This window comes from Ferrovum sp. JA12 (assembly GCF_001431705.1).
Lineage (GTDB): Bacteria > Pseudomonadota > Gammaproteobacteria > Burkholderiales > Ferrovaceae > PN-J185.
Genome location: NZ_LJWX01000001.1, coordinates 44876 through 63622 on the forward strand (window position 1 = coordinate 44876; position 18747 = coordinate 63622).

General features: G+C 55.2%; 33 protein-coding genes and 2 pseudogenes. 14 read left to right on the top strand and 21 right to left on the bottom strand.

What is annotated here, in order from left to right; genetic code table 11:
• Positions 1 to 123: 123 nt before the first annotated feature.
• A complete protein-coding gene (locus FERRO_RS10250; RefSeq protein WP_204374765.1) occupies positions 124 to 282 on the bottom strand; it encodes a hypothetical protein in 159 nt (52 codons plus the stop codon).
• On the opposite strand from FERRO_RS10250, the pseudogene FERRO_RS10595 reads away from it, so the two are divergent.
• Positions 224 to 715, top strand: a pseudogene (locus FERRO_RS10595) (patatin-like phospholipase family protein); the annotation flags it as partial. The gene FERRO_RS10250 and the pseudogene FERRO_RS10595 overlap by 59 nt on opposite strands.
• Before the next feature lie 292 nt (positions 716 to 1007).
• Here the strand turns inward: FERRO_RS10595 and FERRO_RS09860 are convergent.
• Entirely contained in the window at positions 1008 to 1892 is an 885-nt protein-coding gene (locus FERRO_RS09860; protein ID WP_082601120.1) for a LysR family transcriptional regulator, read from the bottom strand.
• Positions 1893 to 2019: 127 nt separating this feature from the next.
• On the opposite strand from FERRO_RS09860, the gene FERRO_RS00275 reads away from it, so the two are divergent.
• Positions 2020 to 2412: a tautomerase family protein gene (locus FERRO_RS00275; protein ID WP_056928901.1), complete on the top strand. Its 393-nt coding sequence runs from the start codon at positions 2020 to 2022 to the stop codon at positions 2410 to 2412.
• Positions 2413 to 2511: 99 nt separating this feature from the next.
• Here the strand turns inward: FERRO_RS00275 and FERRO_RS00280 are convergent, their stop codons facing one another.
• The 5 genes from FERRO_RS00280 to FERRO_RS00300 all read right to left on the bottom strand — a co-directional run bounded on the left by FERRO_RS00280 (position 2512) and on the right by FERRO_RS00300 (position 5024).
• Entirely contained in the window at positions 2512 to 3093 is a 582-nt protein-coding gene (locus FERRO_RS00280; RefSeq protein ID WP_056928902.1) for a hypothetical protein, read from the bottom strand.
• 79 nt (positions 3094 to 3172) lie between these two features.
• Positions 3173 to 3652, bottom strand: a complete 480-nt coding sequence (locus tag FERRO_RS00285; RefSeq protein ID WP_056928903.1) for a hypothetical protein — start codon at positions 3650 to 3652, stop codon at positions 3173 to 3175.
• Between the two features lie 21 nt (positions 3653 to 3673).
• A complete protein-coding gene (locus FERRO_RS00290) occupies positions 3674 to 3946 on the bottom strand; it encodes a hypothetical protein (protein ID WP_056928904.1) in 273 nt (90 codons plus the stop codon).
• Positions 3947 to 3967: 21 nt separating this feature from the next.
• Entirely contained in the window at positions 3968 to 4555 is a 588-nt protein-coding gene (locus FERRO_RS00295) for a mobile mystery protein B (protein WP_056928905.1), read from the bottom strand.
• 10 nt (positions 4556 to 4565) lie between these two features.
• Positions 4566 to 5024 carry a mobile mystery protein A gene (locus tag FERRO_RS00300; protein ID WP_056928906.1) on the bottom strand — a complete coding sequence of 153 codons (459 nt, stop codon included), beginning with the start codon at positions 5022 to 5024 and terminating at the stop codon, positions 4566 to 4568.
• A gap of 234 nt (positions 5025 to 5258) precedes the next feature.
• On the opposite strand from FERRO_RS00300, the gene FERRO_RS00305 reads away from it, so the two are divergent.
• The 4 genes from FERRO_RS00305 (at position 5259) to FERRO_RS10060 (ending at position 6513) form a co-directional block, all read left to right on the top strand.
• A complete protein-coding gene (locus FERRO_RS00305; RefSeq protein WP_056928907.1) occupies positions 5259 to 5564 on the top strand; it encodes a hypothetical protein in 306 nt (101 codons plus the stop codon).
• Positions 5565 to 5687: 123 nt separating this feature from the next.
• Positions 5688 to 6008 (top strand): IS3 family transposase, encoded by a 321-nt coding sequence (locus tag FERRO_RS00310; protein ID WP_056928908.1) that lies wholly within the window; start codon positions 5688 to 5690, stop codon positions 6006 to 6008.
• A gap of 122 nt (positions 6009 to 6130) precedes the next feature.
• Positions 6131 to 6295: an IS3 family transposase gene (locus tag FERRO_RS09865; RefSeq protein WP_160318078.1), complete on the top strand. Its 165-nt coding sequence runs from the start codon at positions 6131 to 6133 to the stop codon at positions 6293 to 6295.
• 5 nt (positions 6296 to 6300) lie between these two features.
• The gene (locus FERRO_RS10060) at positions 6301 to 6513 is read left to right on the top strand and encodes a hypothetical protein (protein WP_152975673.1); all 213 of its coding nucleotides are present in this window, start codon (positions 6301 to 6303) and stop codon (positions 6511 to 6513) included.
• A gap of 142 nt (positions 6514 to 6655) precedes the next feature.
• Here the strand turns inward: FERRO_RS10060 and FERRO_RS00320 are convergent, their stop codons facing one another.
• Together FERRO_RS00320 and FERRO_RS00325 are read right to left on the bottom strand one after the other, a co-directional pair.
• A complete protein-coding gene (locus FERRO_RS00320; protein ID WP_056928910.1) occupies positions 6656 to 6868 on the bottom strand; it encodes a hypothetical protein in 213 nt (70 codons plus the stop codon).
• Positions 6865 to 7320 carry an NlpC/P60 family protein gene (locus FERRO_RS00325; protein ID WP_056928911.1) on the bottom strand — a complete coding sequence of 152 codons (456 nt, stop codon included), beginning with the start codon at positions 7318 to 7320 and terminating at the stop codon, positions 6865 to 6867. Before FERRO_RS00325 ends, FERRO_RS00320 begins: the two co-directional genes overlap by 4 nt.
• Positions 7321 to 7348: 28 nt before the next feature.
• Between FERRO_RS00325 and FERRO_RS00330 the strand changes: the two genes are divergently transcribed.
• Both FERRO_RS00330 and FERRO_RS00335 read left to right on the top strand, forming a co-directional pair.
• Entirely contained in the window at positions 7349 to 7672 is a 324-nt protein-coding gene (locus FERRO_RS00330; RefSeq protein WP_056928912.1) for a type II toxin-antitoxin system RelE/ParE family toxin, read from the top strand.
• Positions 7669 to 7992 (top strand): helix-turn-helix domain-containing protein, encoded by a 324-nt coding sequence (locus FERRO_RS00335; protein ID WP_239683457.1) that lies wholly within the window; start codon positions 7669 to 7671, stop codon positions 7990 to 7992. The genes FERRO_RS00330 and FERRO_RS00335 overlap by 4 nt, the downstream gene beginning before the upstream one ends.
• A gap of 20 nt (positions 7993 to 8012) precedes the next feature.
• On the opposite strand, the gene FERRO_RS10600 is transcribed toward FERRO_RS00335, so the two are convergent.
• A complete protein-coding gene (locus FERRO_RS10600) occupies positions 8013 to 8138 on the bottom strand; it encodes a DUF1833 family protein (RefSeq protein WP_204374688.1) in 126 nt (41 codons plus the stop codon).
• 1 nt (position 8139) lies between these two features.
• On the opposite strand from FERRO_RS10600, the pseudogene FERRO_RS10605 reads away from it, so the two are divergent.
• The 4 genes and pseudogenes from FERRO_RS10605 to FERRO_RS10375 all read left to right on the top strand — a co-directional run.
• Positions 8140 to 9030, top strand: a pseudogene (locus tag FERRO_RS10605) (recombinase family protein); the annotation flags it as partial.
• Entirely contained in the window at positions 9030 to 9392 is a 363-nt protein-coding gene (locus tag FERRO_RS00345) for a hypothetical protein (RefSeq protein ID WP_056928913.1), read from the top strand. The pseudogene FERRO_RS10605 and the gene FERRO_RS00345, both read left to right, overlap by 1 nt.
• Positions 9393 to 9402: 10 nt before the next feature.
• Positions 9403 to 9876 (top strand): hypothetical protein, encoded by a 474-nt coding sequence (locus FERRO_RS00350; protein WP_056928914.1) that lies wholly within the window; start codon positions 9403 to 9405, stop codon positions 9874 to 9876.
• Positions 9877 to 10469: 593 nt separating this feature from the next.
• On the top strand, positions 10470 to 10988 hold the full coding sequence (locus FERRO_RS10375; RefSeq protein WP_239683458.1) for a helix-turn-helix domain-containing protein: 519 nt from the start codon (positions 10470 to 10472) through the stop codon (positions 10986 to 10988).
• 65 nt (positions 10989 to 11053) lie between these two features.
• Here FERRO_RS10375 and FERRO_RS00360 read toward each other — a convergent pair whose 3' ends face one another.
• Positions 11054 to 11347: a hypothetical protein gene (locus tag FERRO_RS00360; RefSeq protein WP_056928915.1), complete on the bottom strand. Its 294-nt coding sequence runs from the start codon at positions 11345 to 11347 to the stop codon at positions 11054 to 11056.
• 63 nt (positions 11348 to 11410) lie between these two features.
• On the opposite strand from FERRO_RS00360, the gene FERRO_RS00365 reads away from it, so the two are divergent.
• Entirely contained in the window at positions 11411 to 11593 is a 183-nt protein-coding gene (locus tag FERRO_RS00365) for a hypothetical protein (RefSeq protein WP_056928916.1), read from the top strand.
• A 9-nt stretch (positions 11594 to 11602) separates the two neighbouring features.
• Here FERRO_RS00365 and FERRO_RS10465 read toward each other — a convergent pair whose 3' ends face one another.
• The 6 genes from FERRO_RS10465 to FERRO_RS00385 all read right to left on the bottom strand — a co-directional run bounded on the left by FERRO_RS10465 (position 11603) and on the right by FERRO_RS00385 (position 14460).
• On the bottom strand, positions 11603 to 11737 hold the full coding sequence (locus FERRO_RS10465) for a hypothetical protein (RefSeq protein WP_275044296.1): 135 nt from the start codon (positions 11735 to 11737) through the stop codon (positions 11603 to 11605).
• Positions 11734 to 11946, bottom strand: coding sequence for a helix-turn-helix domain-containing protein (locus FERRO_RS09875; protein WP_082601123.1), 213 nt, complete (start codon positions 11944 to 11946; stop codon positions 11734 to 11736). The genes FERRO_RS10465 and FERRO_RS09875 overlap by 4 nt, the downstream gene beginning before the upstream one ends.
• A gap of 167 nt (positions 11947 to 12113) precedes the next feature.
• Positions 12114 to 12320, bottom strand: a complete 207-nt coding sequence (locus tag FERRO_RS09880) for a hypothetical protein (RefSeq protein WP_082601124.1) — start codon at positions 12318 to 12320, stop codon at positions 12114 to 12116.
• Positions 12321 to 12445: 125 nt separating this feature from the next.
• On the bottom strand, positions 12446 to 12733 hold the full coding sequence (locus FERRO_RS00375) for a hypothetical protein (protein WP_056929736.1): 288 nt from the start codon (positions 12731 to 12733) through the stop codon (positions 12446 to 12448).
• A gap of 26 nt (positions 12734 to 12759) precedes the next feature.
• Positions 12760 to 13266, bottom strand: coding sequence for an RloB domain-containing protein (locus tag FERRO_RS00380; RefSeq protein WP_056928918.1), 507 nt, complete (start codon positions 13264 to 13266; stop codon positions 12760 to 12762).
• 9 nt (positions 13267 to 13275) lie between these two features.
• The gene (locus FERRO_RS00385) at positions 13276 to 14460 is read right to left on the bottom strand and encodes an AAA family ATPase (RefSeq protein WP_056928919.1); all 1185 of its coding nucleotides are present in this window, start codon (positions 14458 to 14460) and stop codon (positions 13276 to 13278) included.
• Between the two features lie 191 nt (positions 14461 to 14651).
• Here FERRO_RS00385 and FERRO_RS00390 point away from each other — a divergent pair, with 191 nt between their 5' ends.
• A complete protein-coding gene (locus FERRO_RS00390; protein WP_152975674.1) occupies positions 14652 to 15938 on the top strand; it encodes an ISNCY family transposase in 1287 nt (428 codons plus the stop codon).
• Positions 15939 to 16058: 120 nt separating this feature from the next.
• Here FERRO_RS00390 and FERRO_RS00395 read toward each other — a convergent pair whose 3' ends face one another.
• From FERRO_RS00395 to FERRO_RS10065, 4 genes are read right to left on the bottom strand one after another with little or no spacing between them, the layout of a single operon-like run.
• Positions 16059 to 16526 (bottom strand): hypothetical protein, encoded by a 468-nt coding sequence (locus FERRO_RS00395; protein WP_056928921.1) that lies wholly within the window; start codon positions 16524 to 16526, stop codon positions 16059 to 16061.
• Positions 16523 to 17971, bottom strand: coding sequence for a recombinase family protein (locus tag FERRO_RS00400; protein ID WP_082601125.1), 1449 nt, complete (start codon positions 17969 to 17971; stop codon positions 16523 to 16525). The genes FERRO_RS00395 and FERRO_RS00400 overlap by 4 nt, the downstream gene beginning before the upstream one ends.
• Positions 17968 to 18432 (bottom strand): DUF2924 domain-containing protein, encoded by a 465-nt coding sequence (locus tag FERRO_RS00405; protein WP_056928923.1) that lies wholly within the window; start codon positions 18430 to 18432, stop codon positions 17968 to 17970. The genes FERRO_RS00400 and FERRO_RS00405 overlap by 4 nt, the downstream gene beginning before the upstream one ends.
• Positions 18429 to 18665 carry a hypothetical protein gene (locus FERRO_RS10065; protein ID WP_152975675.1) on the bottom strand — a complete coding sequence of 79 codons (237 nt, stop codon included), beginning with the start codon at positions 18663 to 18665 and terminating at the stop codon, positions 18429 to 18431. Before FERRO_RS10065 ends, FERRO_RS00405 begins: the two co-directional genes overlap by 4 nt.
• Positions 18666 to 18747 lie beyond the last annotated feature (82 nt).

Consider the following 18747-nt stretch of genomic DNA (forward strand, 5'->3'; position numbering starts at 1 on the left):
TGCCACGGCCAATGAAACTTGAGAACAGGTTCGCCAAGCTGTCACTTACATTTAATAGGCAGCACCGAGTCGGGGCGCTTTTTTGCATTCACACACGCTCATTCGGGCAGAAGAAACCATGCGTCATTCATCCACACAACTACATCTGAATGACATCCATACCTTGGCCTTTGCAGGAGGGGGAAATCGATGTTGGTGGCAGGCTGGCGTCGTTTCATCACTGCTGGACAAGGGATGGAAGCTGCCACCAACTTTAGTGGGGACAAGCGCAGGTGCAGCCATTGCAACCTCTCTTTTGACAAGTTCAGCCCGAGATGCGCTTGCATCTTGTAAGCAACTTTACATGAGCAATGATCGACTGTTTGATTGGAAATCGTTATCCCAATTTCGTCTGAAATTTGCGCATCAACACATTTACCCAGCCTGGATCGAATCCTTCACCAGTGATCACCATTTTGAAAAACTAAAAACTGCGGGCTCTGAACTGATTGTTGCCATCACGCGCCCAGCACGTGCGCTTGGATTAGCTGGTAGTCTGGCTGCCGGTTCAATCGCGTACTTGTTAGACAAAAAATTGGCTCACAGCATTCACCCCAAGTTGCCGCGCTATCTTGGGGTGAAGCAAGAATTTCTAAGCTTGAGCAATGTCCCTGATGGTCAATCTGCTCGAACGTTACTGCAAACTGTAGCCGCTGCTACTCCATTTATGTTGGCCCAAAAAATCGGGGGGCAATGGGGGTTCGATGGAGGCTACTCTGACAATGCCCCCATCCCACCTCAAACTGAGGTGGAGCGGAAACACACGCTGGTGCTACTCACCAGACATTACCCAAGCCTTCCAACCGTTTTTACTTGGCAAGGACGAACATACTGGCAGCCGAGTCAGAAGGTCCCTGTGTCCACTTGGGATTGTCGGCCAGGAACCACCGTTGATCAGGCGTTTGAACTAGGTCTTCACGACGGAAAAAATTCGCAACAGGCATATAGAGGGCGTCACTCGCAGTCCGTTACGCAGAGAATGCATTGCCAGCCAAATGCTCTGCCCAAAATTCAACACATGCGCGAATTTTCGCTAGTCGGTGCCGCTCTTGCAGCATCACAGCATAAACAGGAATTTCTTGAACATCAAAGTACGGTCGAAGCAGCGGAACCAGTTCTCCCGACTTGACCAGTGGCGAAGCCACTATGTCTAACAGCCGAGCGATACCGACACCGTGCCTGACCATAGAAAGCAATACAGCAGAGTTGTTGGTCAGCGTCTGGCCTTTAATTTGCAGACCTGGCTTTGTATCTTTTCGCTCCCACAGGTTCATCGAAATGGCACGGCTATTGCCGATCATGTGATGCTGCGCCAGCTCGTCCGGATGCTGCGGAGTGCCATTCTTGGCCAAGTAGCTTGGACTGGCATACAGCGTTCGACTGGCAATCCCAATCTGCCTAGCCACCAGTGTTTCGCTATGTACGGAGGCGGTCCGGATGGCGATGTCAATGCCATCGCGCGCCATGTCTGCCAGTCGGTTATCGGCCAACACCTCAATATGCAGGCGCGGGTATTTTTCGTAGAGTGCTGGCAAGCTTGGTGCGACGAGCGACTCCGCCACCGAGGCACTGACACCGACACGAACCCAACCACTGGGCTCGTTTTGCCGACCGCGCAAATCGGCTTTGAGCACTTCTGAGGTGTCGAGCATTAGCAAACCTTGCTGCAGCAAGGTGTCACCCTCATCGGTCAGGCTCAGACCATGAGTTGTCCGGTGCATCAGTCGGGCACCACAAGCAGCCTCCAACCGATTCAACGCTCGCGTAACTTGGCTGACCGGAATGTTGCGCTCTCGAGCCGCAGCTGACAGCGTGCCCAATGCACTTACTCGTGCAAACAGGGGCCAGATCATCCAAATGAAAGCTCATGGGTCATTCTAAGAACTTTTGCAAAATTTGCAAAACCAATTTCAATAATTGGCTATTTCCATGCATTGGATATATCAATACAGTCACATCCAATGTTCAAAAGAGTCAATCATGCCCATTCTCAACGTACTACTCAGTGGCCCAGCGCAGGATCAGAAAACCCAACAGGTGGCAAAAATGCTGGGGGAATGTACAAGCTGGATATTGCATAAAAAACCCGAACTGACCTCCATCGCTATCCGCTATGTAGAGCCAGAACATTGGATCGTGGGCGGCCAATCATTGGCTGCGCAAAACAAGTCCAGCGCCTTTGTCGAAATCAAGATCACAGACGAGACCAACACCCGGCTCGAAAAAGCAGCATACATTGAGGCTGTGTATGACGGCCTCTTAAACCTTATGCCAAACCTGCACCATGAGAGCTACATCCACGTCGATGATGTGCGGGCTGGTGCCTATGGTTATGGTGGCAAAACGCAAGAGTACAGAGCACACCACAAGTAAGCGGTAAACATAATGCTTGCCGCTCTAGAGGTAGAGCTGATGGTTAGCTTTGGCCTGGCCTGCGTTAAGGATTCAAACTCGCATGAACGCCAAAAATCTTCATGATTGTTTGCATGAAACTCGGTGGCTCGACGCTTGAAATGCTGCCCGTACGAGACGCGCTAATCCAGCCAGGATCACAATACAGCCAATCCACTTTGTGACGGAAAAAATAAGCTCTCCCCGACGAACACGCTTCCATTCGCTCTTCAGAAGAATTTGTGCCTGTTCAATAATTTTTTCCTCACACGCACGACAAGCAACCAGATCCATTGAAGGGCAATCGATCATCAATCGCTCTAACTCGGTGATCCCCGTCAAGATTTGCTTGCAGGCCACTTCCTTCGGATTCAACCGCAATCTGACAGCTACTGCCACCTGATTAATTTCAATGAAGTAGCTTTCAGTTGCATCAAATAGCTCCGACTTTTCGGCATATTCAACAGCGACAGCCCCTCGAATCGCTCTTGCATTTGAAATCAATTTAGACAAATCCAAACGCAACGAATCTATCCAGGCTTGCCTGAATTCAGAAGTCTTGTTTTCTTTTGCGATGATCAAGCTAAGAAAGGCAAGAAGTCCTGCGATGGAGGCAGCGGCAATAGCACCTATTGCCGCATCGGGTACAACTAGAAAAGTCATGTAAAACTACCGTTCATATGAAATCAGACTGCCCACATCTAGCAAGTTTCTACGCAGATGCAGGGCCATCCTAATGCATTCAAACAGCATACGGATTGTGATACTGCCGTTCAAGTTTTGGTTGCGGCGCGATGTCAAAGACCTGTCCGCAGTCTTTGTTTTTGCAATAGGCCGCACTGCCATCCTCTTGCAAGATTGAGATCTTGTTGAGTACATCTTTGCAATTGGGGCAGATGAAGTGAGTTGGCTCACCCGACTGTGCCGCATCGGCCTTGAGTCGATACAACCGTGTTCCCCTATACGGCTCCGCCAATTCATAGCGATCGAATTGAGCTCTCCGCGAAAGTTCTTCGTTCGCTTTTCTCAACTCATCCTGCATTTGTGCCATTGATTGCTGAGCTTCAAGGAGGCGACCTTGTATTTCTGAAATTGTGGAAAGCAGCTCTATTGCTTTGGCATTGACGGCAGCATCTTTGCTTGCTGTCAACATTCCGTTCGCAATTTCATAGAGTGTTTTCAGACTAGAAATTGCACCCCCAACCATAGTTGCATCAACCATTTTGAATTTCTCCGTTCTTTGTCATGACGATTCAATGACCTGGAGCAGCATCGAAATGCCCTGCAAAGCGGCGGCAATCGCAGCTGAATAGGCCGCCCAGCGGTTCCACTCTCCCTGCTTTTTCAGGGTCTCAATGAAGTCATCATCTCCATCTGAAATTCCGGACGGATAAAAACCATCTTCATTTGGCTTGGGGTCATAGGACACTCGGGCACGATCTGCGATGACCCACAGAGTCGCGGACACAAACGCGGTAACTGCAGATCCGATTGAAATATAAGCCCCTAAGCTCATGCCATCCCTCGCCTCCCTTCGTTAACTGCGAGCAAATGCAATCAAATCGCCGAACTGCCCCTGATCTGCTGCACGTAAAGCGGCAAGGTATTGATCTCGAAGCTGCCCCACCGTAGTGATGGATGCTTCGCCGCCCCCCCATGTCAGTCGCGAACGGCCAAGACGCATTGCCAACAAATCTGCCATCAAACGTGAATGGCGTCCGTTGCCATTAGGAAAGGCATGAATCCACACCAATTGATGGTGAAACCTCACTGCCAGCTCATCGGCATCAAATACATGATTCTCGATTTGATATTTTGTATTGTCCAGCAAGTTGCGTAATTTCACTGCCACCTGCGTCGAGTCCACTCCAATGTTTTTGTTGGTCTTGCGGAATGTTCCCGCCCACCGCCAGGTCTTATCAAACATCTGGCGATGCAGATCTCGAATAAACCCCTCGTCCAGCAGATCCCGCTTTTTCTGACGCGCAGCCCAGCGATCCCCCTGAACGATGTTGATTTGCTCCCATGCATTTAGATCGCCTTGGGTGGTGATATGCGTCGGCACCAAACCTGCGGCTTCGTCCGGATCTAATGGGGTTGCCCCTGGGGCGTAATGAAATTCCATATTCAATATCTCACCACAGTTCGCGACGCGAACCTTCCAGCAACTCCTTGATTGCCAGCTCAAGTTGCAGCTTGGTCAATGGCCCCTGGACAGCCTGATCCTCCAATGCCATTGAATGGGCAATTGGACGCAAGCGCTCCCGCGCAACTGACTCGGCGCGTTCTTTCACATGCTGCGACAGGCTGGTACGAGGCACCAATGCATATTGCAATTCGCAATCCAACGCCTCAGCCAACTTGCGCAGGCTGGCCAACGTGATGGCGTCTGAGGCCTCTGCATTTTCCAGCTTGCGGACACCTGCATGGGACATCCCCAAACGACGAGCAAAGGCTGCGGCGGACATGCCCAGGGACTCACGAATCGCGCGCACCCATCCAGACCTAGGGCGTGCGATCAATTGCGCAGCCTTCCAAGTGGCAAGAAGTGCGTCCATTTGCTGGAGCTGAAGATCGCGGAATTGGTTTTCCATGGAACCTACAGGTAACGTTTTAATGCCACTATCTTAACCTATGGGTTCCAATAATGCAACCACACCGAAACCTACAGGTTCCTGATGATAGGATTAAATGGAACTCTTGAGTTTCACAGTTGATCATATCCTGTTGACCAGAACTGGCCAGCAGGCGCAACCATCGTGACTTCTTAGGGGTAAGAACCGGGTGACACGAGAGTTTCCATACAACTTTTGTATGGAGACCATTTGATGTTCGAAAAACCTTGTGCCCACTGCGGCCTACCGTTCCAACCACGCCCCCAAGTACCCAATCATGCTTTCTGCGCTGACCCAGCTTGCCAAAAAGTCAGGCGGCAACGCTGGCACCTCGAAAAGCTGCAGGCCGATCCAAACTACAGAGAGAACAAAGCTCGGTCGCAGAAAGCCTGGCAAGAGCGCAACCCGGATTATTGGCGCAGGTATCGCGATGAAAACCCTGACTATGCCGAGCGCAACAGGGCAATGCAGCAGCCCGGCGAAGATGCGTTTCAGTCTGAGCCAGCCTTCCAGGAGTGACTATGACCGCACATCATGCTTGGGCCTTGGTGTGCAGATTGTTCGCTGAGGGGACGCCAGTTTTTCGGTCTGGAGTTGCCCCTTTAGACCGGACACATTATTGTTCTGTCAAAGGAGTTAGAGATGAGTCAAAGAAGAGGGGCGTATGCGCCTGAGTTTCGTCAACAAATGGTGGAGCTGGTCAAAGCAGGCCGCAAACCAAGTGAGCTTGCCAAAGAGTTTGGTTGCCACGACACCAGCATCAGCGCATGGGTTCGTCAAGCCAATTCCGACGAGCTAGGTGGTGGTCGGCCTGATGCACCACTGACAACGGCTGAGCGACAAGAACTGGCTCAGTTACGTCGCCAATTGCGTCAAGTCACGCAGGAGCGCGATATCTTGGCAAAGGCTACGGCCTGGTTTGCCAACAAGGACAGCGGGATAGACAAGACATCTATGCGCTGATTCAGGCGAACCAGGCCGACATACCGATCCAAGCGATGTGCAAGCATTTGCAAGTGAGCACAAGTGGCTACTACGAGTGGTGCTCTCGTCCACCCAGCGAACGAAGCATTAATGACCACCTCATGACTGAGCGGATTCGTCAAATCCATGCCATGAGTGACTACACCTACGGACGCCCTCGTGTGCAGGCTGAGCTGCGAGACATGGGGCTGTGTGTGAATCACAAGCGCATTGAACGCTTGATGAAGCTGGCAAACCTCCAAGGCGTGCTGGCCAAGTCGGGGTAGACCAGATGCCGACCGTAAATGACCGGGATGGGCTGTGCCAAGCGCGCGTAGTTGCCCTGACCTTGCAGGCTGTAAGTGGGCGACGGCTGCGCCATGCTGCCACCACCCGCGGCAAAGGATGGCATGTTGGGTGTAGGCAAGGGCACCATGGCGCTGACCAAAGCGGAGCCAGCCGTCATGATAATGGCCGACCCAACGGCAGTGGCCAGATTGCCTGAGAAGCCCAGGCTGGCGCCCAGCGGCCCACCATAAACGGTGGCTACCACCATGACTGCGATCATCAGCACGGTGCGCAAAGGGTTTTTTCCGCCGCCCCCGCCACCACCGCCCTGGGGTAGCGTGACGAATACAAAAATGCCGTCAATACGGGTTTGTCGCCCAATCGGCACGCAGTACCGGTGCGCCATCCTTGATGCACAGAGTGGGCACTTCAAATTCTGTGATGCCCTGCGTTTGCAGCCATTGACGGATGCTGAGATGGGGGCTGGCCGCCAAAACCTCATGCACCTCGCGCTGATTCGGCTGGAAGGGGTTGCGCAGCATGACCACGGCGCTGTTTGCATGGCTGTTCATGGCGCATCTCCCGCAAAGCGGTAAAACCCCTCGACTCGCCAACCGTGTAAAAGCAGTTCCGGCAATTTTTGATAAACGACACCCGCGTCTTTGACGGCGTGCAGCACGCCGCCACCATCGACATCGAGCCAGACCCCAACATGCACCGGATGGCGGGACTGACGCAGCAACACTGCATTGCCCTCTTGGGCGTGATCTTTGGTGTATGCCACGTTTTGCCAGCGCTGCCGCTCGGGGTGGTCGCGGAATGCGCCCAGCACGGCACGCAGGTCGTCCGCATTGACCGGGATTTCCGGCAAATCGCGGTCAAAGTGGCAGCGCTGTATGGCAAGAAACAGACCCCAGCAGTCGTAGGCATCTGGTCCGCGCGCGCCAGCCACCCAAGGCAGACCGATGGTGCGCACGGCCCAGTGCTGCGGGTTGGGCGTAGATTTGAATGATTGATTTGACATGGAATCACTTAATGGCTAATATGAGATCATGAAGCCGAACTACAAACGCCCCTTCGCGCAGTACGTCAAGAAGGCACACAAGCCCTTGCAACTGGCGATTGAAGACGCTGTGGAGTTGGTTTGTGAGTCGCCAGAAATCGGTGAACTCAAGATGGGTGATCTGGCGGGGATACGGGTTTACAAGTTCCGTTTCAATCGCCAGGAATATCTGGTGGCGTACCGCCCCCCGGGCAAAGATTCGCCCCTTGAGTTTTTGATCATCGATTTTTATCAGGTGGGATCACACGAGAACTTTTACGAAGAGCTGAAGCACTACTTGCGTCAGGAGAGCAGCAAAGGAGAAACGAAATGAGCCACGCCATGAACCAATCCCTCACAGCAGAAGACCTGTTTTCTGAAATGAAACGCATGCCTGCGGTGGAGCGCACCCGGTTTTTTTCACTGCTGACCGGCAACGCTTTTTGTGACGATGACTTCAGCCACAAACAGGTGTTTGGCCATCTGCAGCAGGAACCATTTTCTGCATGGGAGGCAGCGGAGTACCTTGAGGTCTCCGTACCCACCCTGCGTCGCTACGTTCAATCCGGAAAACTGGTGCCGAGTCACGTTGTTGGCCGCAACCAGATGTTCTCTGCCCAGACGTTGCGGGCATTCAAGCGCTCCAGAAGCTGAGGGCGCAGTCCGCGTCGCTCTTATCGCGTGAGCCCCGGAAACGTCTTGGCGGTGTAGCTGATACCCGGAAATGATTTGTTGCCGACATCCAGCATTCGCGCCCGCCCGGTGATCCGAAAGATGTCGGCTTCAACCTCAGTGAGCACCAGGTGGATGGGCGGTGTGCCACCCTTGGGCTACGACGTCGATAACCGCCTGTTGGTTATCAACGAAACCGAGGCGGCCGTGGTGCGGCGAATCTTCGAGGAAATGCTGACCATCGGCTCGCCGACACAGATTGCCGCGAAACTGACCGCCGAAGGCGTGACGACAAAGGCATGGACAACGCAAGAAGGCCAGACCCGCAGCGGCACCCGCATCGACAAGAAATACCTTCACAAGCTGCTGCGCAATCGCATCTACCTCGGCGAGCTGTCGCATAAGGGGAACTGGTTTTCCGGTGCGCACTCGGCCATCATCGACATGGCTCTGTGAGACAAGGTGGCGGCATTACTGGCAACAGACGGTCACACGCGCTCGGTCGAGACCAAAATTCGGTCGCGCACCGATGCCTTGCTACGTGGCCTGCTATACACGCCCTTGGGCGAGCGGATGTACCCGACCTACTCACGCAAGAGCGACGGACGCAAGTATTTCTACTATGTCTCGAAATCGGAATCCCGCTTCGGCGCGCCGGGCAAGAGCTACGAGCGCATTCCCGCAGCGGAGATCGAAGCAGTGGTGGTAGCACAGATTCGCACGGTGCTGACCAGCCCGGAGTCCATCGCCTCAGTAGTGCATCACGTCCAGCGTATCGACGCGCAGATCGACGAAGCCAGCACAGTAATGGCGATGGGGCGACTCAACGACGTCTGGGATCACCTGTTTCCCGTTGAGCGGCATCGCATCGCCAACCTGATGATCGAACGCATCGATCTGGTTCACATCGGCGAGGTGCAAGGCATCAAGGTGAAATGGCGGGAACTGGGCTGGAACACCCTGATCGGTGAATTCACCCCGAGGGGAATTGGCGCAGAACTGCTGGAGGTCGAGTCCTGATGGACAACCCACTCGAAACATTCGTGCCCCTGGCATTCAAGCGCAAGAAGGGAAGGTTGTTGCTCGGGGAAGGAACGCTCGCGCACGATGTCACGATCATCGATGCCGTTGCACGAGCGATGCATTGGCAGGCGTTACTGGACAGCGGTGCCCACAAGAGAGTCACTGACATTGCGCAGGCCGAGGGGTTGATGCCGACCACCGTGGGCAGGCTGATGCGACTGGCGCGCCTTGCCCCCGACATCGTTGAACAGTTGATGGCCGGAATTCAGCCTCGACAGCTGACGCTCCTATGGCTGATGCGAAACGACATCCCGGCACTCTGGCCAGAGCAGCGCCAGATGCTGAAGCAGTTCAAGTAGGGAACATCTCATGCCCAAGAAGACCTACGGCAAGCAGACCGGCCGTGCCATCACTCACGAACTTCCAGCACCGGCCGGTGGGGTACGGCTCGAAACCTTTGTGCCATGGACGCTGGTCAAGCGTGGTTTCAAGAAGCAGGTGATCACGCCGCTGGATGCGCCACAGGAATTTCTGTCCGAGGCCACCCGGGAGCGGGCGGCTCGGGCTGCTGCACAGGACAGTGCATTGATGCGGGCGCTCGGGCTGGCACACCATTGGCAGAGGCTGCTGGACGAGCAGCGGGTTAAGTCGGTGGCCGACATCGCCGAAGCTGAAGGCATAGATGTGACGCAGGTGCGCCGGGTCATTCGGCTGACGCTGTTGGCCCCCGAGGTCATCGAACGGTTGGTGGGTGCGCCCAACATTGTGCTGGAGCAGGTGATGCGCCGCCCCTGGCCCAACGGCTGGAGTGGCCAGATGCGGGTGCTCGCGCCGCCCACCTAACCGCGCCGAGCCCAGCGCCAGCAACCGCCTCCGGGCGGTTTTTTTGTGTCTGTGTTGTTCTCGGTCGCTTCCGCCCAGGAGTTGTCAACCACAATCTACTGCCTTCAAACCCCCGCCAATACAGGAAGTGGCCTCGCGCACGCTCGCGAGACCACCAGAGAGAACGGAGAACAGAGAGGCGTGCGCCGGGGTGAAAATACTGGGTTAGGAGGGATGGCGCTCGCGAGACCATGCCCGGAATCCGCGCCAGTACTGGGGGGTATAGGCGAAAAAAACCAACCGATAAGGGTTGGTTTTTAGAATATTGGTGGTGCAGTGTAACACCACGCCAAACGCTCATCCCGAAGTCATGAGCAAGTGGGCTGAAAAAATTCAGGTTAGTGAGTAGATGATGACCTACTTTCGGGGCTTTCGATCATCTACTCACATGTTCGGATTTCAAGTCGCCGCCATGGTCAACAGTCGTTCGCGGCCATCGAATGCTTCTGATCATGGCTCAATCCCAATGCTCTGGCCCGCGTACTCCCCTCCCCGGGCAGTCAGAAATTTGCGACTTTAGGAAGTTTCCACTTGGACTTCGGCAGGAAGTACGGATGAATGGTCATCCCTGCAACTACTGGAGCAACCCAATGGACACATTTCAATTTAGCCAAAAAATTACCCTGAACGAAAACGAGCTTGCAACTCGCTGGGGAATCAGTCCCAAGACCTTACAACGCTGGCGCTGCGAAGGTCGTGGCCCCAAATACTTCAAACTGTCGAAACGGGTTTCGTATCCCATCGACGAAATCTTAGCGTTCGAGTTTGAGTCCTTACAAGAATCAACCGATGGGGTTACTTGCGATCCGGAACAATTCAACAACCCGAGTTTTCTGACCGCCCGAGAAATTGCTGCAAAGATCGACATCCCGCTTTACTTGCTGACTCACCCCGGTGAGCGGAAAAAGAGTGGGTTGCCGCACTATCGCGTCGGGAAAATGGTGCGCTTCAAGCTGGAGGAAATCTTGAGTTGGGCGCGTCAACGCACGACAGAAGTCGAAAGTAAAAAACAGATGGCGCCTCGAATCATCCATCCTGGCAATATTCAACCTGGGCTTACGCGAATGATGTGACCGAACTTACTGCAACATATACGAACGCCACCCGCAGGTGGCGTTCTGTCTATTTGGAGGGCAGTTCATTTTGCCCACTCGATCAATACTGGAACCAGAATTGAAGTCCCCTGCAAAGCAGCAGCAACCGCTGCCGCATAGGCAGCCCAGCGATTCAACTCCCCTTGCTTTTTGACGGTTTCGATAAAGTCATCGCCATCGACGGAAATCGAAGCTGGGAACCATCCATCTTTGTCAGGCTTGGGGTCATGAGGCACACGCGCTCGAGCGGCGATGACCCACAGCAATGCCGAAATGAATGCGGCCACTGCTGACCCAACCGATAAATAAGTCTCAAAAGTCAAAGTCTGAACGGCCATATAGCGCTGCCTCCACCAAAAGTCGATAATCCAAACTCAAGTCGAACAACTGGCGAGGACACTGTGAACGAAATCCGACTCGCGTGGAGCATTGTGGGACGTGAGAACTTGATCGATGAACCGATTCAGGCCGGTCTATGGTGCCCGGACATCCCCCGAAACCGGCAGGATCTGACCATCATCATGGAGTCGGGCAATGAGGCCTATGGTCCCGACACACATTGGATTGAAGAGCGGGAAGCGTAAGGCCTTCGGTCAAGCAGTTACGGCGACCTGCAAGTCGGCCAGCGTCTTGAGCTGGAACAGGCTGCGGGCATCGAATGCAGCCAGATCAGTGGCCGGGATGGACAGAACGTCCTGGTGTTGCGGGGGCAGATGGCGTTGGCTCATGCCACACCTCCTGCAACCACACGCGACGATGTGCTGCTGTGCAGACTCCTCGCCTCGTACTCCTCGATGTCCTCGACGCGGTAGAGGACGCGGCCCTGCAACTTCAGATACACCGGCCCGATACCGGCAGATCGCCAGCGCTCGAGCGTGGCCTCCGCGACATTCCAGCGCTCAGCCAGTTGGCGCTGATTCATGTGTTTGACACTCACGTTGATCTCCTTTCAGGTGATTGCGAAAACGTGAGTGCAGTTTGGAATTCAGGGGGTGGGCAAACCGGTGGGCAAGGTGGACAGAATGGGTGGGCAGATCAGGCAGTTGATGCCTGTGCCGGTCTAAACGGGGATGTTCTTGGAGATTCGGCCGTGCAAGGCCTGGATCAGGGGCTTGCGCTGTCGGCCTGAGGCCGCATGATTTTCAAGCAGCACGACTCGAATGCTTCGATGTCTTGTTGACGGTATAAGACCCGACCATGCAACTTGAGGTAATCGGGGCCAAGTTTTTCAGAGCGCCAACGCTCAAGAGATGCTTCGCTGACTTGCCAGCGTTCAGCCAGTTGCTTTTGATTCAGGTGCCGGATTTCCATGGTGACTCATTGCTGTTGAATGACCACCATTGAGGCGCTGGTTGGCATAGAAGCCAAGCTCTTTTACCCCCTTCAGCAAGAGGATGTGCTGTCCGAAAAATGCATGCAAATTTCGGGCGGAAATCTCAGATCTGCGCGTCGATCCGCAGAAAGTCTTTGTCATTCCGCTTGTAGTCAGGACGCGGGCCGAGAAATTTACCCGGGAGAATCGTGAGCTGCCGAATCTTGCGGATGTGGAATAGTTTCCAGCCCACGTACTCCCCGGACTCACTCCCGCCTTGCACTTGGTAAGCTCGAAGCGCCGGGTGTCCTTTTTTGTCTGTACCACAGCAGTGGGGCTCAACCACCCTCGGGAATCCGTCATAGGTGAAGGACAGTAGGTGGCGGTCGTGGATGGCAGATGAAATGGTCATGGCATGTCCCTGGTCAGTTTCAATTTTCAACGCCCCTCGAAGACCGCCAGCAGCTGGTCCAATTCGACGATCTTCAATCTGGCGGCATCGAGCACCGGCTTCGGAAAATGCTTGGCATAACTCTGCCTTTCCGTCAGGTCGACACCCAACAGCAAACTGATCGCTTTTTTGCAATCCGCACATTGCGCGGAAGGATATTTCCCAAGGATCGCCAGCAGCAGCCCTTCGAAGCAAGGAATCGAGCCGATCATGTTGATCTTCGCTTTGCGTGCTTCCTTTTTCAGCTTGTCCGTCCAGGGGATGTCTGTATCAAGCAGGGCGGTACGTGCGTCATAGCTGTAAATCCTGGCCTGCCGTGACGCGTAATCAATCACGTTCTCCGGCCCTTTGCCGTGCGCATTACGCACGGTAACAGCCACGCCAGCGCCGCCAGAACAATAAAGATCACGCAGGTGCTTGAGGAAGGCCTCCTCCGAGTCACCTTCGCCAACGATCAGCAGTGTTTTACGAACCAGATGTTGTTTGCGAGCCATCACAGTTTCTTACAGCTGAGGGATGGCGCCGTAAGCACCCGCCATATATTTGGCGTACAGGTTGTCATCGGCACGAACACCCTTGACGGTGTCCAGTCGCCAGGCATCGCTCTCGCAGTTATCGTCTTTTTCGACCAGTACCACCTGCGCCTTGTGCAGCAGACTTAAGACCTCAATGGAGTGGCATGTGAAAATAATCTGCGCGTTGTGGGGATTCGTTTTCGCTGAGAAGAATAAATCCAGGATGGGCGTCAGCATGTGGGGATGGAGATCTGCTTCAAGCTCATCAATAATGACCAGGCCACCTTGTTGTAATGCGGGCAGGATCCGGGACAGCAATATGAATGCGCCCTGCGTACCGCTGGATTCATGCAAGAACATCAGTGGATGTTCCTTGTTGCCCACACGGTGGATACCGAAGGGAATGTGAATTTCTTCAGTCTTACCGCTTTCCCGCGTCACCGTGTGTTTCTCGACGCGCACATCCGACAAGCCAAAATCCCACTGGTGCAACAGGGTCGCCATCTGGCTACGAATGCCAATGTTTTTGGCATAGAACTCGGAGGCACGCATGATCTGATCATGATCCATGGCCTGACGCCCCAGGCCATGAACGTTACTCAGCACATTGGCTGATACCAGTTTCAATGCCAAGTCCACCTCGTATTGCGCGGCCGTCGAGATCAGCGATGCGTTTTCACGAACTTTCTCAGCTTCTTTTTGCAGCATGCCAAACTGCTGTTGTTTAACCGTATAACCCTTGCGTTCAGGATTCCATTCGCGGGTAAATACATACGAGAAGGCACGGCTTTGTTTGCTGTAAAGCGACTCGTGATAGACGCGATCGCGTGAAGCAACCAGACGGTAGCGCCATTCACGACCGTCGTACTCGAACTCCACCTCGAACGTGCTGGGTTCAGCCGTTGCTGAAAAATGTGCTACCAAGGGAATCGGATCGTCTGGCTTGGCATGAAACGAGTGCTTGACGAACCAGTCTACGAAGACCAGCGACTTGATCAAAGTTGTTTTGCCGCTCGCGTTGGCGCCAACGACTGCTATGGCTTTGGAAAGGCGGGCACCTAGAGTAGACGTGCATGACCGGCCGTCCTCCGGGGTATGACGGTTCAGTTCCAGCGATATCTGCACGGGCTCTCTGAATGACTGGAAGTTCTGCAGGGTGAACGAGCGAAGCATGATTTGGCTCTTCAAGTGATTTCAACAATTTTTTGTATGTTATGCCTTTATAAGCCGCTGATCAAGTCATCAAGCGAGGAAATGTTAGCGCAAAGTAGTAATGTCCGGTTTCTCCCAAATAGAAATGTCCGCTGGTAGTTAAACTCACGCTGTTAGAAACAGTGGCGGATATTTTGAAGATGGACAAACTCATGAGTCAAAAAGAAGTGAAGCGAGCCCAGATGCTGGATCTGTTGACAGAGGGCAAAATCGACCAACAGGAAGCCGCGCGGCGACTGGGTATCACTACCCGCCAGGTGCGCCGCCTGACCCGGCGTTATCAGGCAGCGGGGCTGTCCGGACTGATCAGCAGGAAGCGCGGCAAGGCATCGAATCGGCGGCTGGACGATGCCATCTGCACGATGGCCATTGATCTCATTGGCGCGCATTACAGCGACTTCGGGCCGACGCTGGCCTGCGAGAAGCTGGCCGAACTGCATGAGGTAAATCTGTCTGTCGAGACCACGCGCCAGCTAATGATCAAGGCGGGCCACTGGCACCCCAGGAAAGGCGGCTCCATATGCGCACACCCGATGCGCGAGCGTCGCGCCCGCTTCGGCGAGATGATCCAGATCGACGGCAGCCCCCACGACTGGTTTGAAGACCGCGGCGAATATTGCACTCTGCTGGTATTCATCGACGATGCTACCGGACGGCTGACGCAACTGCGCTTTGCACCGAGCGAAACCACGCTGGACTATATGCAGGTGTTGCACGATCATATTCTGGCGCACGGCGTACCTGCGGCGTTGTACTCTGACCGCCACAGCATCTTCCGCATCAACGCCAAGGAGTCCGATCCGGAGGCCGAAACACAATTCTCGCGTGCGGCGCGCGAGCTGGGAATCGCATGCATCCACGCGCACAGCCCGCAGGCCAAAGGACGCGTGGAACGCGCCAATCAGACCTTGCAGGACAGGCTGGTCAAGGAAATGCGACTGGCCGGCATCAACAACATGGACGAGGCCAATGCGTGGTTGCCGGGCTATATCGAGGACTTCAACAGGCGCTTTGCGGTCGCGCCCAAAGACCCGTCTGACGCGCACCTGGCCTATGCCGGAACACCCGCCAGCCTGATGCGCACCCTGTCGGTTCAAGTAACGAAAACGCTCTCAAAAAACCTGTCTTGCCAGCATGAAAACCAGTTGCTGCAGGTCGAAACGACGGGCACGGGTCTGGGACTACGGGGCGCGAAAGTGACGGTGCATCGGCACTTTGACGGCACGTGTGAACTGCTTTGGAGAAAACGCGAATTGACATACAGCGTGATGGACAAACCGGAACGACAGTCGGCGGTGGCCGATGGCAAATCGGTCAATGCACGAGTCGACAAGGCACTGACTCGGCGCAACACCGGACACAAGCCTGCAGCCAATCACCCCTGGAGAAAAATGCCCGTCGGCAAATCCGCCCACGACGGGCAGCGCGCAACACCGTAGCGCAAGGGAAACAGCAAAAGCGGACATTTCTACTTTGCAGGAAAGCGGACATTTCTATTTAGCGTTGACAGTCATCAAGCGAGGAAATGCACAAAATATTGTAAATTTCCGCTTTCCGCGCTAGATACAGGTGCAAAACCCCAGCAGCCGTCGCTGCTCATCCCAGTCCACAGGCACGTCCGCCTGCCGGCCACGGATCGCGTGAAGATTGAGGTGGCGCGGCTGGCGACCATCCAGAATGGCCTGCACGATGTCAGGTGCGAGGCGCGTGAGCCGCAGCACCTCGGCGACCCAGCCTGGCTCCAGCTTCAATTGCCGCGCCAGTTCGGTGGCATTGGCGACCTCACCACTGTCGAGCAACTTTTGCCAATAGAAGGCCTTACCGATCGTGCGGATCATGGGCAGGTCAAAAGATGATCGGACCTTGGCATCTTCCTGACCAAGGGGTGCGATCAGCAGTTTCCGGGTGTGCCGACGCTTGATGGTCAAGGGGACGAAGGTCACCGCCGAGCCCCGGCTCTGGTATTCACGCGATGGACCCGACACCGAGATCTCGATCTTGCAACGTTGCGGGGTGGATTGGCTCATGCCATCACCTCTTCATCATGGCCGAGGTGCCCCATGGCGGGCGCCTCTTTTTGCTCCACCACAAAGGGGTGCTGGGCCAGTTCGCGACGGAAGCGTTGCCAACCGTCTTCCCGCCAGACGATGTCGAGGCCATTCGGGTGCAGTTGCACGCGCTCGATCAACAAGCGCATGATCCGATGCTGCTCTATCGGGAACATCTGCGCCCAGATATCCCCGATGCGGCGCATCGCCACTACAACCATCGCTTCATCGAGGGCAGGCTGCTCTTGCATTGCCAGCACTTCGCGCCACACGCCGATGATCATCTCGGGCTCCTGCAATACGCGCAGGACCTGCATCAGCACAGCTGATTCGATTTCAGCAGCCGGCATGGGGCCCATGCTCCGCTGGCCTGGGATACGTGATGCGCCCGCCGTCTGGCGTTTCTCCAGATAAGGGACGTAGTAGTGGTAGCGCTTGCCGTTTTTCTTCTGCGTGTAGGTGGGCAACATACGCTGGCCATCGGGTGCATACAGGAATCCAGCCAGCAGCGCTGGGGTCTCGTTGTAACGGTCGCGTGTCGTGCTGCGCTTGCGTTGCGCAATGATCGCCTCGACCGCTTCCCATTGGGCCCGCGTAATGATGGCCTGATGTTGCCCCTGAAAGACTTCCCCTTTGTTGGTGATCTCGCCCAGGTACAGGCGATTGCGCAGCAACTTGAACAGGTACTGCTGATCCATGATCCGACCGTGGTGAAACTTTCCGGTCTGGGTCTCCCAGGATTTTGTCGTGTGCCCTTCGACCTGCAACTCGCGCACCAAGCGTGCGGCCGACCCATGCTCGGCGTAACGCAGGAAGATGTCGCGCACCAGTGCCGCCTCCTTGTCGTTGACGACCAATTTGCGATCTTTGACGTCGTAGCCCAAGGGCGGCACGCCACCCATCCACATGCCCTTGGCCTTGCTGGCGGCAATCTTGTCGCGGATGCGCTCGCCGGTGACCTCGCGCTCAAACTGGGCAAAGGACAGCAGAATGTTGAGCGTCAGGCGCCCCATTGAGGTGGTGGTGTTGAACTGCTGGGTTACTGAGACGAACGAGACCCCGTGGCGATCGAACACCTCGACCAGTCGTGCAAAGTCCGTCAGATTGCGCGTCAATCGGTCAATCTTGTAGACCACCACAATGTCGATCTTGCCATCTTCGATGTCTGCCACCAGACGCTTGAGGCTGGGGCGGTCGATGTTGCCACCCGAAAAACCACCATCGTCGTAGCCATCGGTCAGTGCGATCCAACCCTCGTGACGCTGGCTGGCGATGTAGGCCAGTCCTGCATCGCGCTGCGCCTCCAAGCTGTTGTATTCCATGTCCAGGCCTTCATCGGTGGACTTGCGGGTGTAGACCGCGCAGCGCCGCTTGGGCGTGATCGCTGGCGTTTGCATATTCGGATAAGGGACGGGCTTTCTCATGCGGATGCCCCCCGCTTGGACGGCTGGCGCAGCCCAAAGAAGGCCGGCCCTGACCAGGCGGTGCCGGTAATGGCCTTGGCCACGCTGGACAAGCTCTTGTAGGTGCGCGTCAAGTATTCAAAACGCCCGTCATCCAGCACTTTGACGTGGTGGGGCATCCCGTTGTATTCCCGGATCAGGGTGGCCCCCGAAGCCAGCTGGTTTTCTGCGCGACGCTTCTGATTGGGAACCTCGCCGGTTTCACCGATTTTTTCCAGTCGACGCTTGAGCGATGTGGACATGGGGCCAAATGCCTCCTCCTGAATCTTGTAGGCCAGCCGGCTTTCCAGCCAGGTGCGGTGATGGTGGCCAGGGCGACGATCAAAGTGTTGATCCCAGAGCGCCCAGAGGTTTTCCATCGGCAGGTAGGGCAGTTGCGCCAGCCGTGCAGCCACGGTTTCTTGGCTTGCGTGTGTCGTCATACGGAAACTCCTTCTTGTTGAGACGGGTTTGTATGAACGCGCTGGTGGCCAGTGAAGCCAAGCGGAATGTCGCCAGCCGTGGCTTCATGCTGACATGGGCTTGCTACGGTGGGAACTGTGTGTGCCCGGAGGATGCCGGCAGCGAGCAACTGAGCGATTTCCTGGCAAGGCGAGCGCCCAAGCTCAGGAGTATCGCGATGGGCGGATTTGGAAGGGTGTTCGAGAGGTGTCATGGCAGGCTTTCGTGATGAAAAACTGCCACCATTTCACCGGCAAGCCACAGGAATTCCGAGCAGGGAATTGCGGACGAATGCG

What these genes read in the sequence shown, in the direction of transcription:
- FERRO_RS00405 (WP_056928923.1), bottom strand. Translation starts at nt 18,432, where the DNA reads ATGACGACACACGCAAGCCAAGAAACCGTGGCTGCACGGCTGGCGCAA.
- FERRO_RS09860 (WP_082601120.1), bottom strand. Translation starts at nt 1,892, where the DNA reads ATGATCTGGCCCCTGTTTGCACGAGTAAGTGCATTGGGCACGCTGTCA.
- FERRO_RS00300 (WP_056928906.1), bottom strand. Translation starts at nt 5,024, where the DNA reads ATGGAAAACCAATTCCGCGATCTTCAGCTCCAGCAAATGGACGCACTT.
- FERRO_RS10465 (WP_275044296.1), bottom strand. Translation starts at nt 11,737, where the DNA reads ATGAGCCAACGCCATCTGCCCCCGCAACACCAGGACGTTCTGTCCATC.
- FERRO_RS00305 (WP_056928907.1), top strand. Translation starts at nt 5,259, where the DNA reads ATGTTCGAAAAACCTTGTGCCCACTGCGGCCTACCGTTCCAACCACGC.
- FERRO_RS10375 (WP_239683458.1), top strand. Translation starts at nt 10,470, where the DNA reads ATGAATGGTCATCCCTGCAACTACTGGAGCAACCCAATGGACACATTT.
- FERRO_RS00290 (WP_056928904.1), bottom strand. Translation starts at nt 3,946, where the DNA reads ATGAGCTTAGGGGCTTATATTTCAATCGGATCTGCAGTTACCGCGTTT.
- FERRO_RS09865 (WP_160318078.1), top strand. Translation starts at nt 6,131, where the DNA reads ATGACTGAGCGGATTCGTCAAATCCATGCCATGAGTGACTACACCTAC.
- FERRO_RS00330 (WP_056928912.1), top strand. Translation starts at nt 7,349, where the DNA reads ATGAAGCCGAACTACAAACGCCCCTTCGCGCAGTACGTCAAGAAGGCA.
- FERRO_RS00345 (WP_056928913.1), top strand. Translation starts at nt 9,030, where the DNA reads ATGGACAACCCACTCGAAACATTCGTGCCCCTGGCATTCAAGCGCAAG.
- FERRO_RS00320 (WP_056928910.1), bottom strand. Translation starts at nt 6,868, where the DNA reads ATGAACAGCCATGCAAACAGCGCCGTGGTCATGCTGCGCAACCCCTTC.
- FERRO_RS10065 (WP_152975675.1), bottom strand. Translation starts at nt 18,665, where the DNA reads ATGACACCTCTCGAACACCCTTCCAAATCCGCCCATCGCGATACTCCT.
- FERRO_RS10250 (WP_204374765.1), bottom strand. Translation starts at nt 282, where the DNA reads ATGGCTGCACCTGCGCTTGTCCCCACTAAAGTTGGTGGCAGCTTCCAT.
- FERRO_RS00310 (WP_056928908.1), top strand. Translation starts at nt 5,688, where the DNA reads ATGAGTCAAAGAAGAGGGGCGTATGCGCCTGAGTTTCGTCAACAAATG.
- FERRO_RS00390 (WP_152975674.1), top strand. Translation starts at nt 14,652, where the DNA reads ATGAGTCAAAAAGAAGTGAAGCGAGCCCAGATGCTGGATCTGTTGACA.
- FERRO_RS00325 (WP_056928911.1), bottom strand. Translation starts at nt 7,320, where the DNA reads ATGTCAAATCAATCATTCAAATCTACGCCCAACCCGCAGCACTGGGCC.
- FERRO_RS00400 (WP_082601125.1), bottom strand. Translation starts at nt 17,971, where the DNA reads ATGAGAAAGCCCGTCCCTTATCCGAATATGCAAACGCCAGCGATCACG.
- FERRO_RS00275 (WP_056928901.1), top strand. Translation starts at nt 2,020, where the DNA reads ATGCCCATTCTCAACGTACTACTCAGTGGCCCAGCGCAGGATCAGAAA.
- FERRO_RS00350 (WP_056928914.1), top strand. Translation starts at nt 9,403, where the DNA reads ATGCCCAAGAAGACCTACGGCAAGCAGACCGGCCGTGCCATCACTCAC.
- FERRO_RS00380 (WP_056928918.1), bottom strand. Translation starts at nt 13,266, where the DNA reads ATGGCTCGCAAACAACATCTGGTTCGTAAAACACTGCTGATCGTTGGC.
- FERRO_RS00375 (WP_056929736.1), bottom strand. Translation starts at nt 12,733, where the DNA reads ATGACCATTTCATCTGCCATCCACGACCGCCACCTACTGTCCTTCACC.
- FERRO_RS10060 (WP_152975673.1), top strand. Translation starts at nt 6,301, where the DNA reads ATGCCGACCGTAAATGACCGGGATGGGCTGTGCCAAGCGCGCGTAGTT.
- FERRO_RS00285 (WP_056928903.1), bottom strand. Translation starts at nt 3,652, where the DNA reads ATGGTTGATGCAACTATGGTTGGGGGTGCAATTTCTAGTCTGAAAACA.
- FERRO_RS00295 (WP_056928905.1), bottom strand. Translation starts at nt 4,555, where the DNA reads ATGGAATTTCATTACGCCCCAGGGGCAACCCCATTAGATCCGGACGAA.
- FERRO_RS09880 (WP_082601124.1), bottom strand. Translation starts at nt 12,320, where the DNA reads ATGGAAATCCGGCACCTGAATCAAAAGCAACTGGCTGAACGCTGGCAA.
- FERRO_RS00335 (WP_239683457.1), top strand. Translation starts at nt 7,669, where the DNA reads ATGAGCCACGCCATGAACCAATCCCTCACAGCAGAAGACCTGTTTTCT.
- FERRO_RS00385 (WP_056928919.1), bottom strand. Translation starts at nt 14,460, where the DNA reads ATGCTTCGCTCGTTCACCCTGCAGAACTTCCAGTCATTCAGAGAGCCC.
- FERRO_RS00280 (WP_056928902.1), bottom strand. Translation starts at nt 3,093, where the DNA reads ATGACTTTTCTAGTTGTACCCGATGCGGCAATAGGTGCTATTGCCGCT.
- FERRO_RS00395 (WP_056928921.1), bottom strand. Translation starts at nt 16,526, where the DNA reads ATGAGCCAATCCACCCCGCAACGTTGCAAGATCGAGATCTCGGTGTCG.
- FERRO_RS00360 (WP_056928915.1), bottom strand. Translation starts at nt 11,347, where the DNA reads ATGGCCGTTCAGACTTTGACTTTTGAGACTTATTTATCGGTTGGGTCA.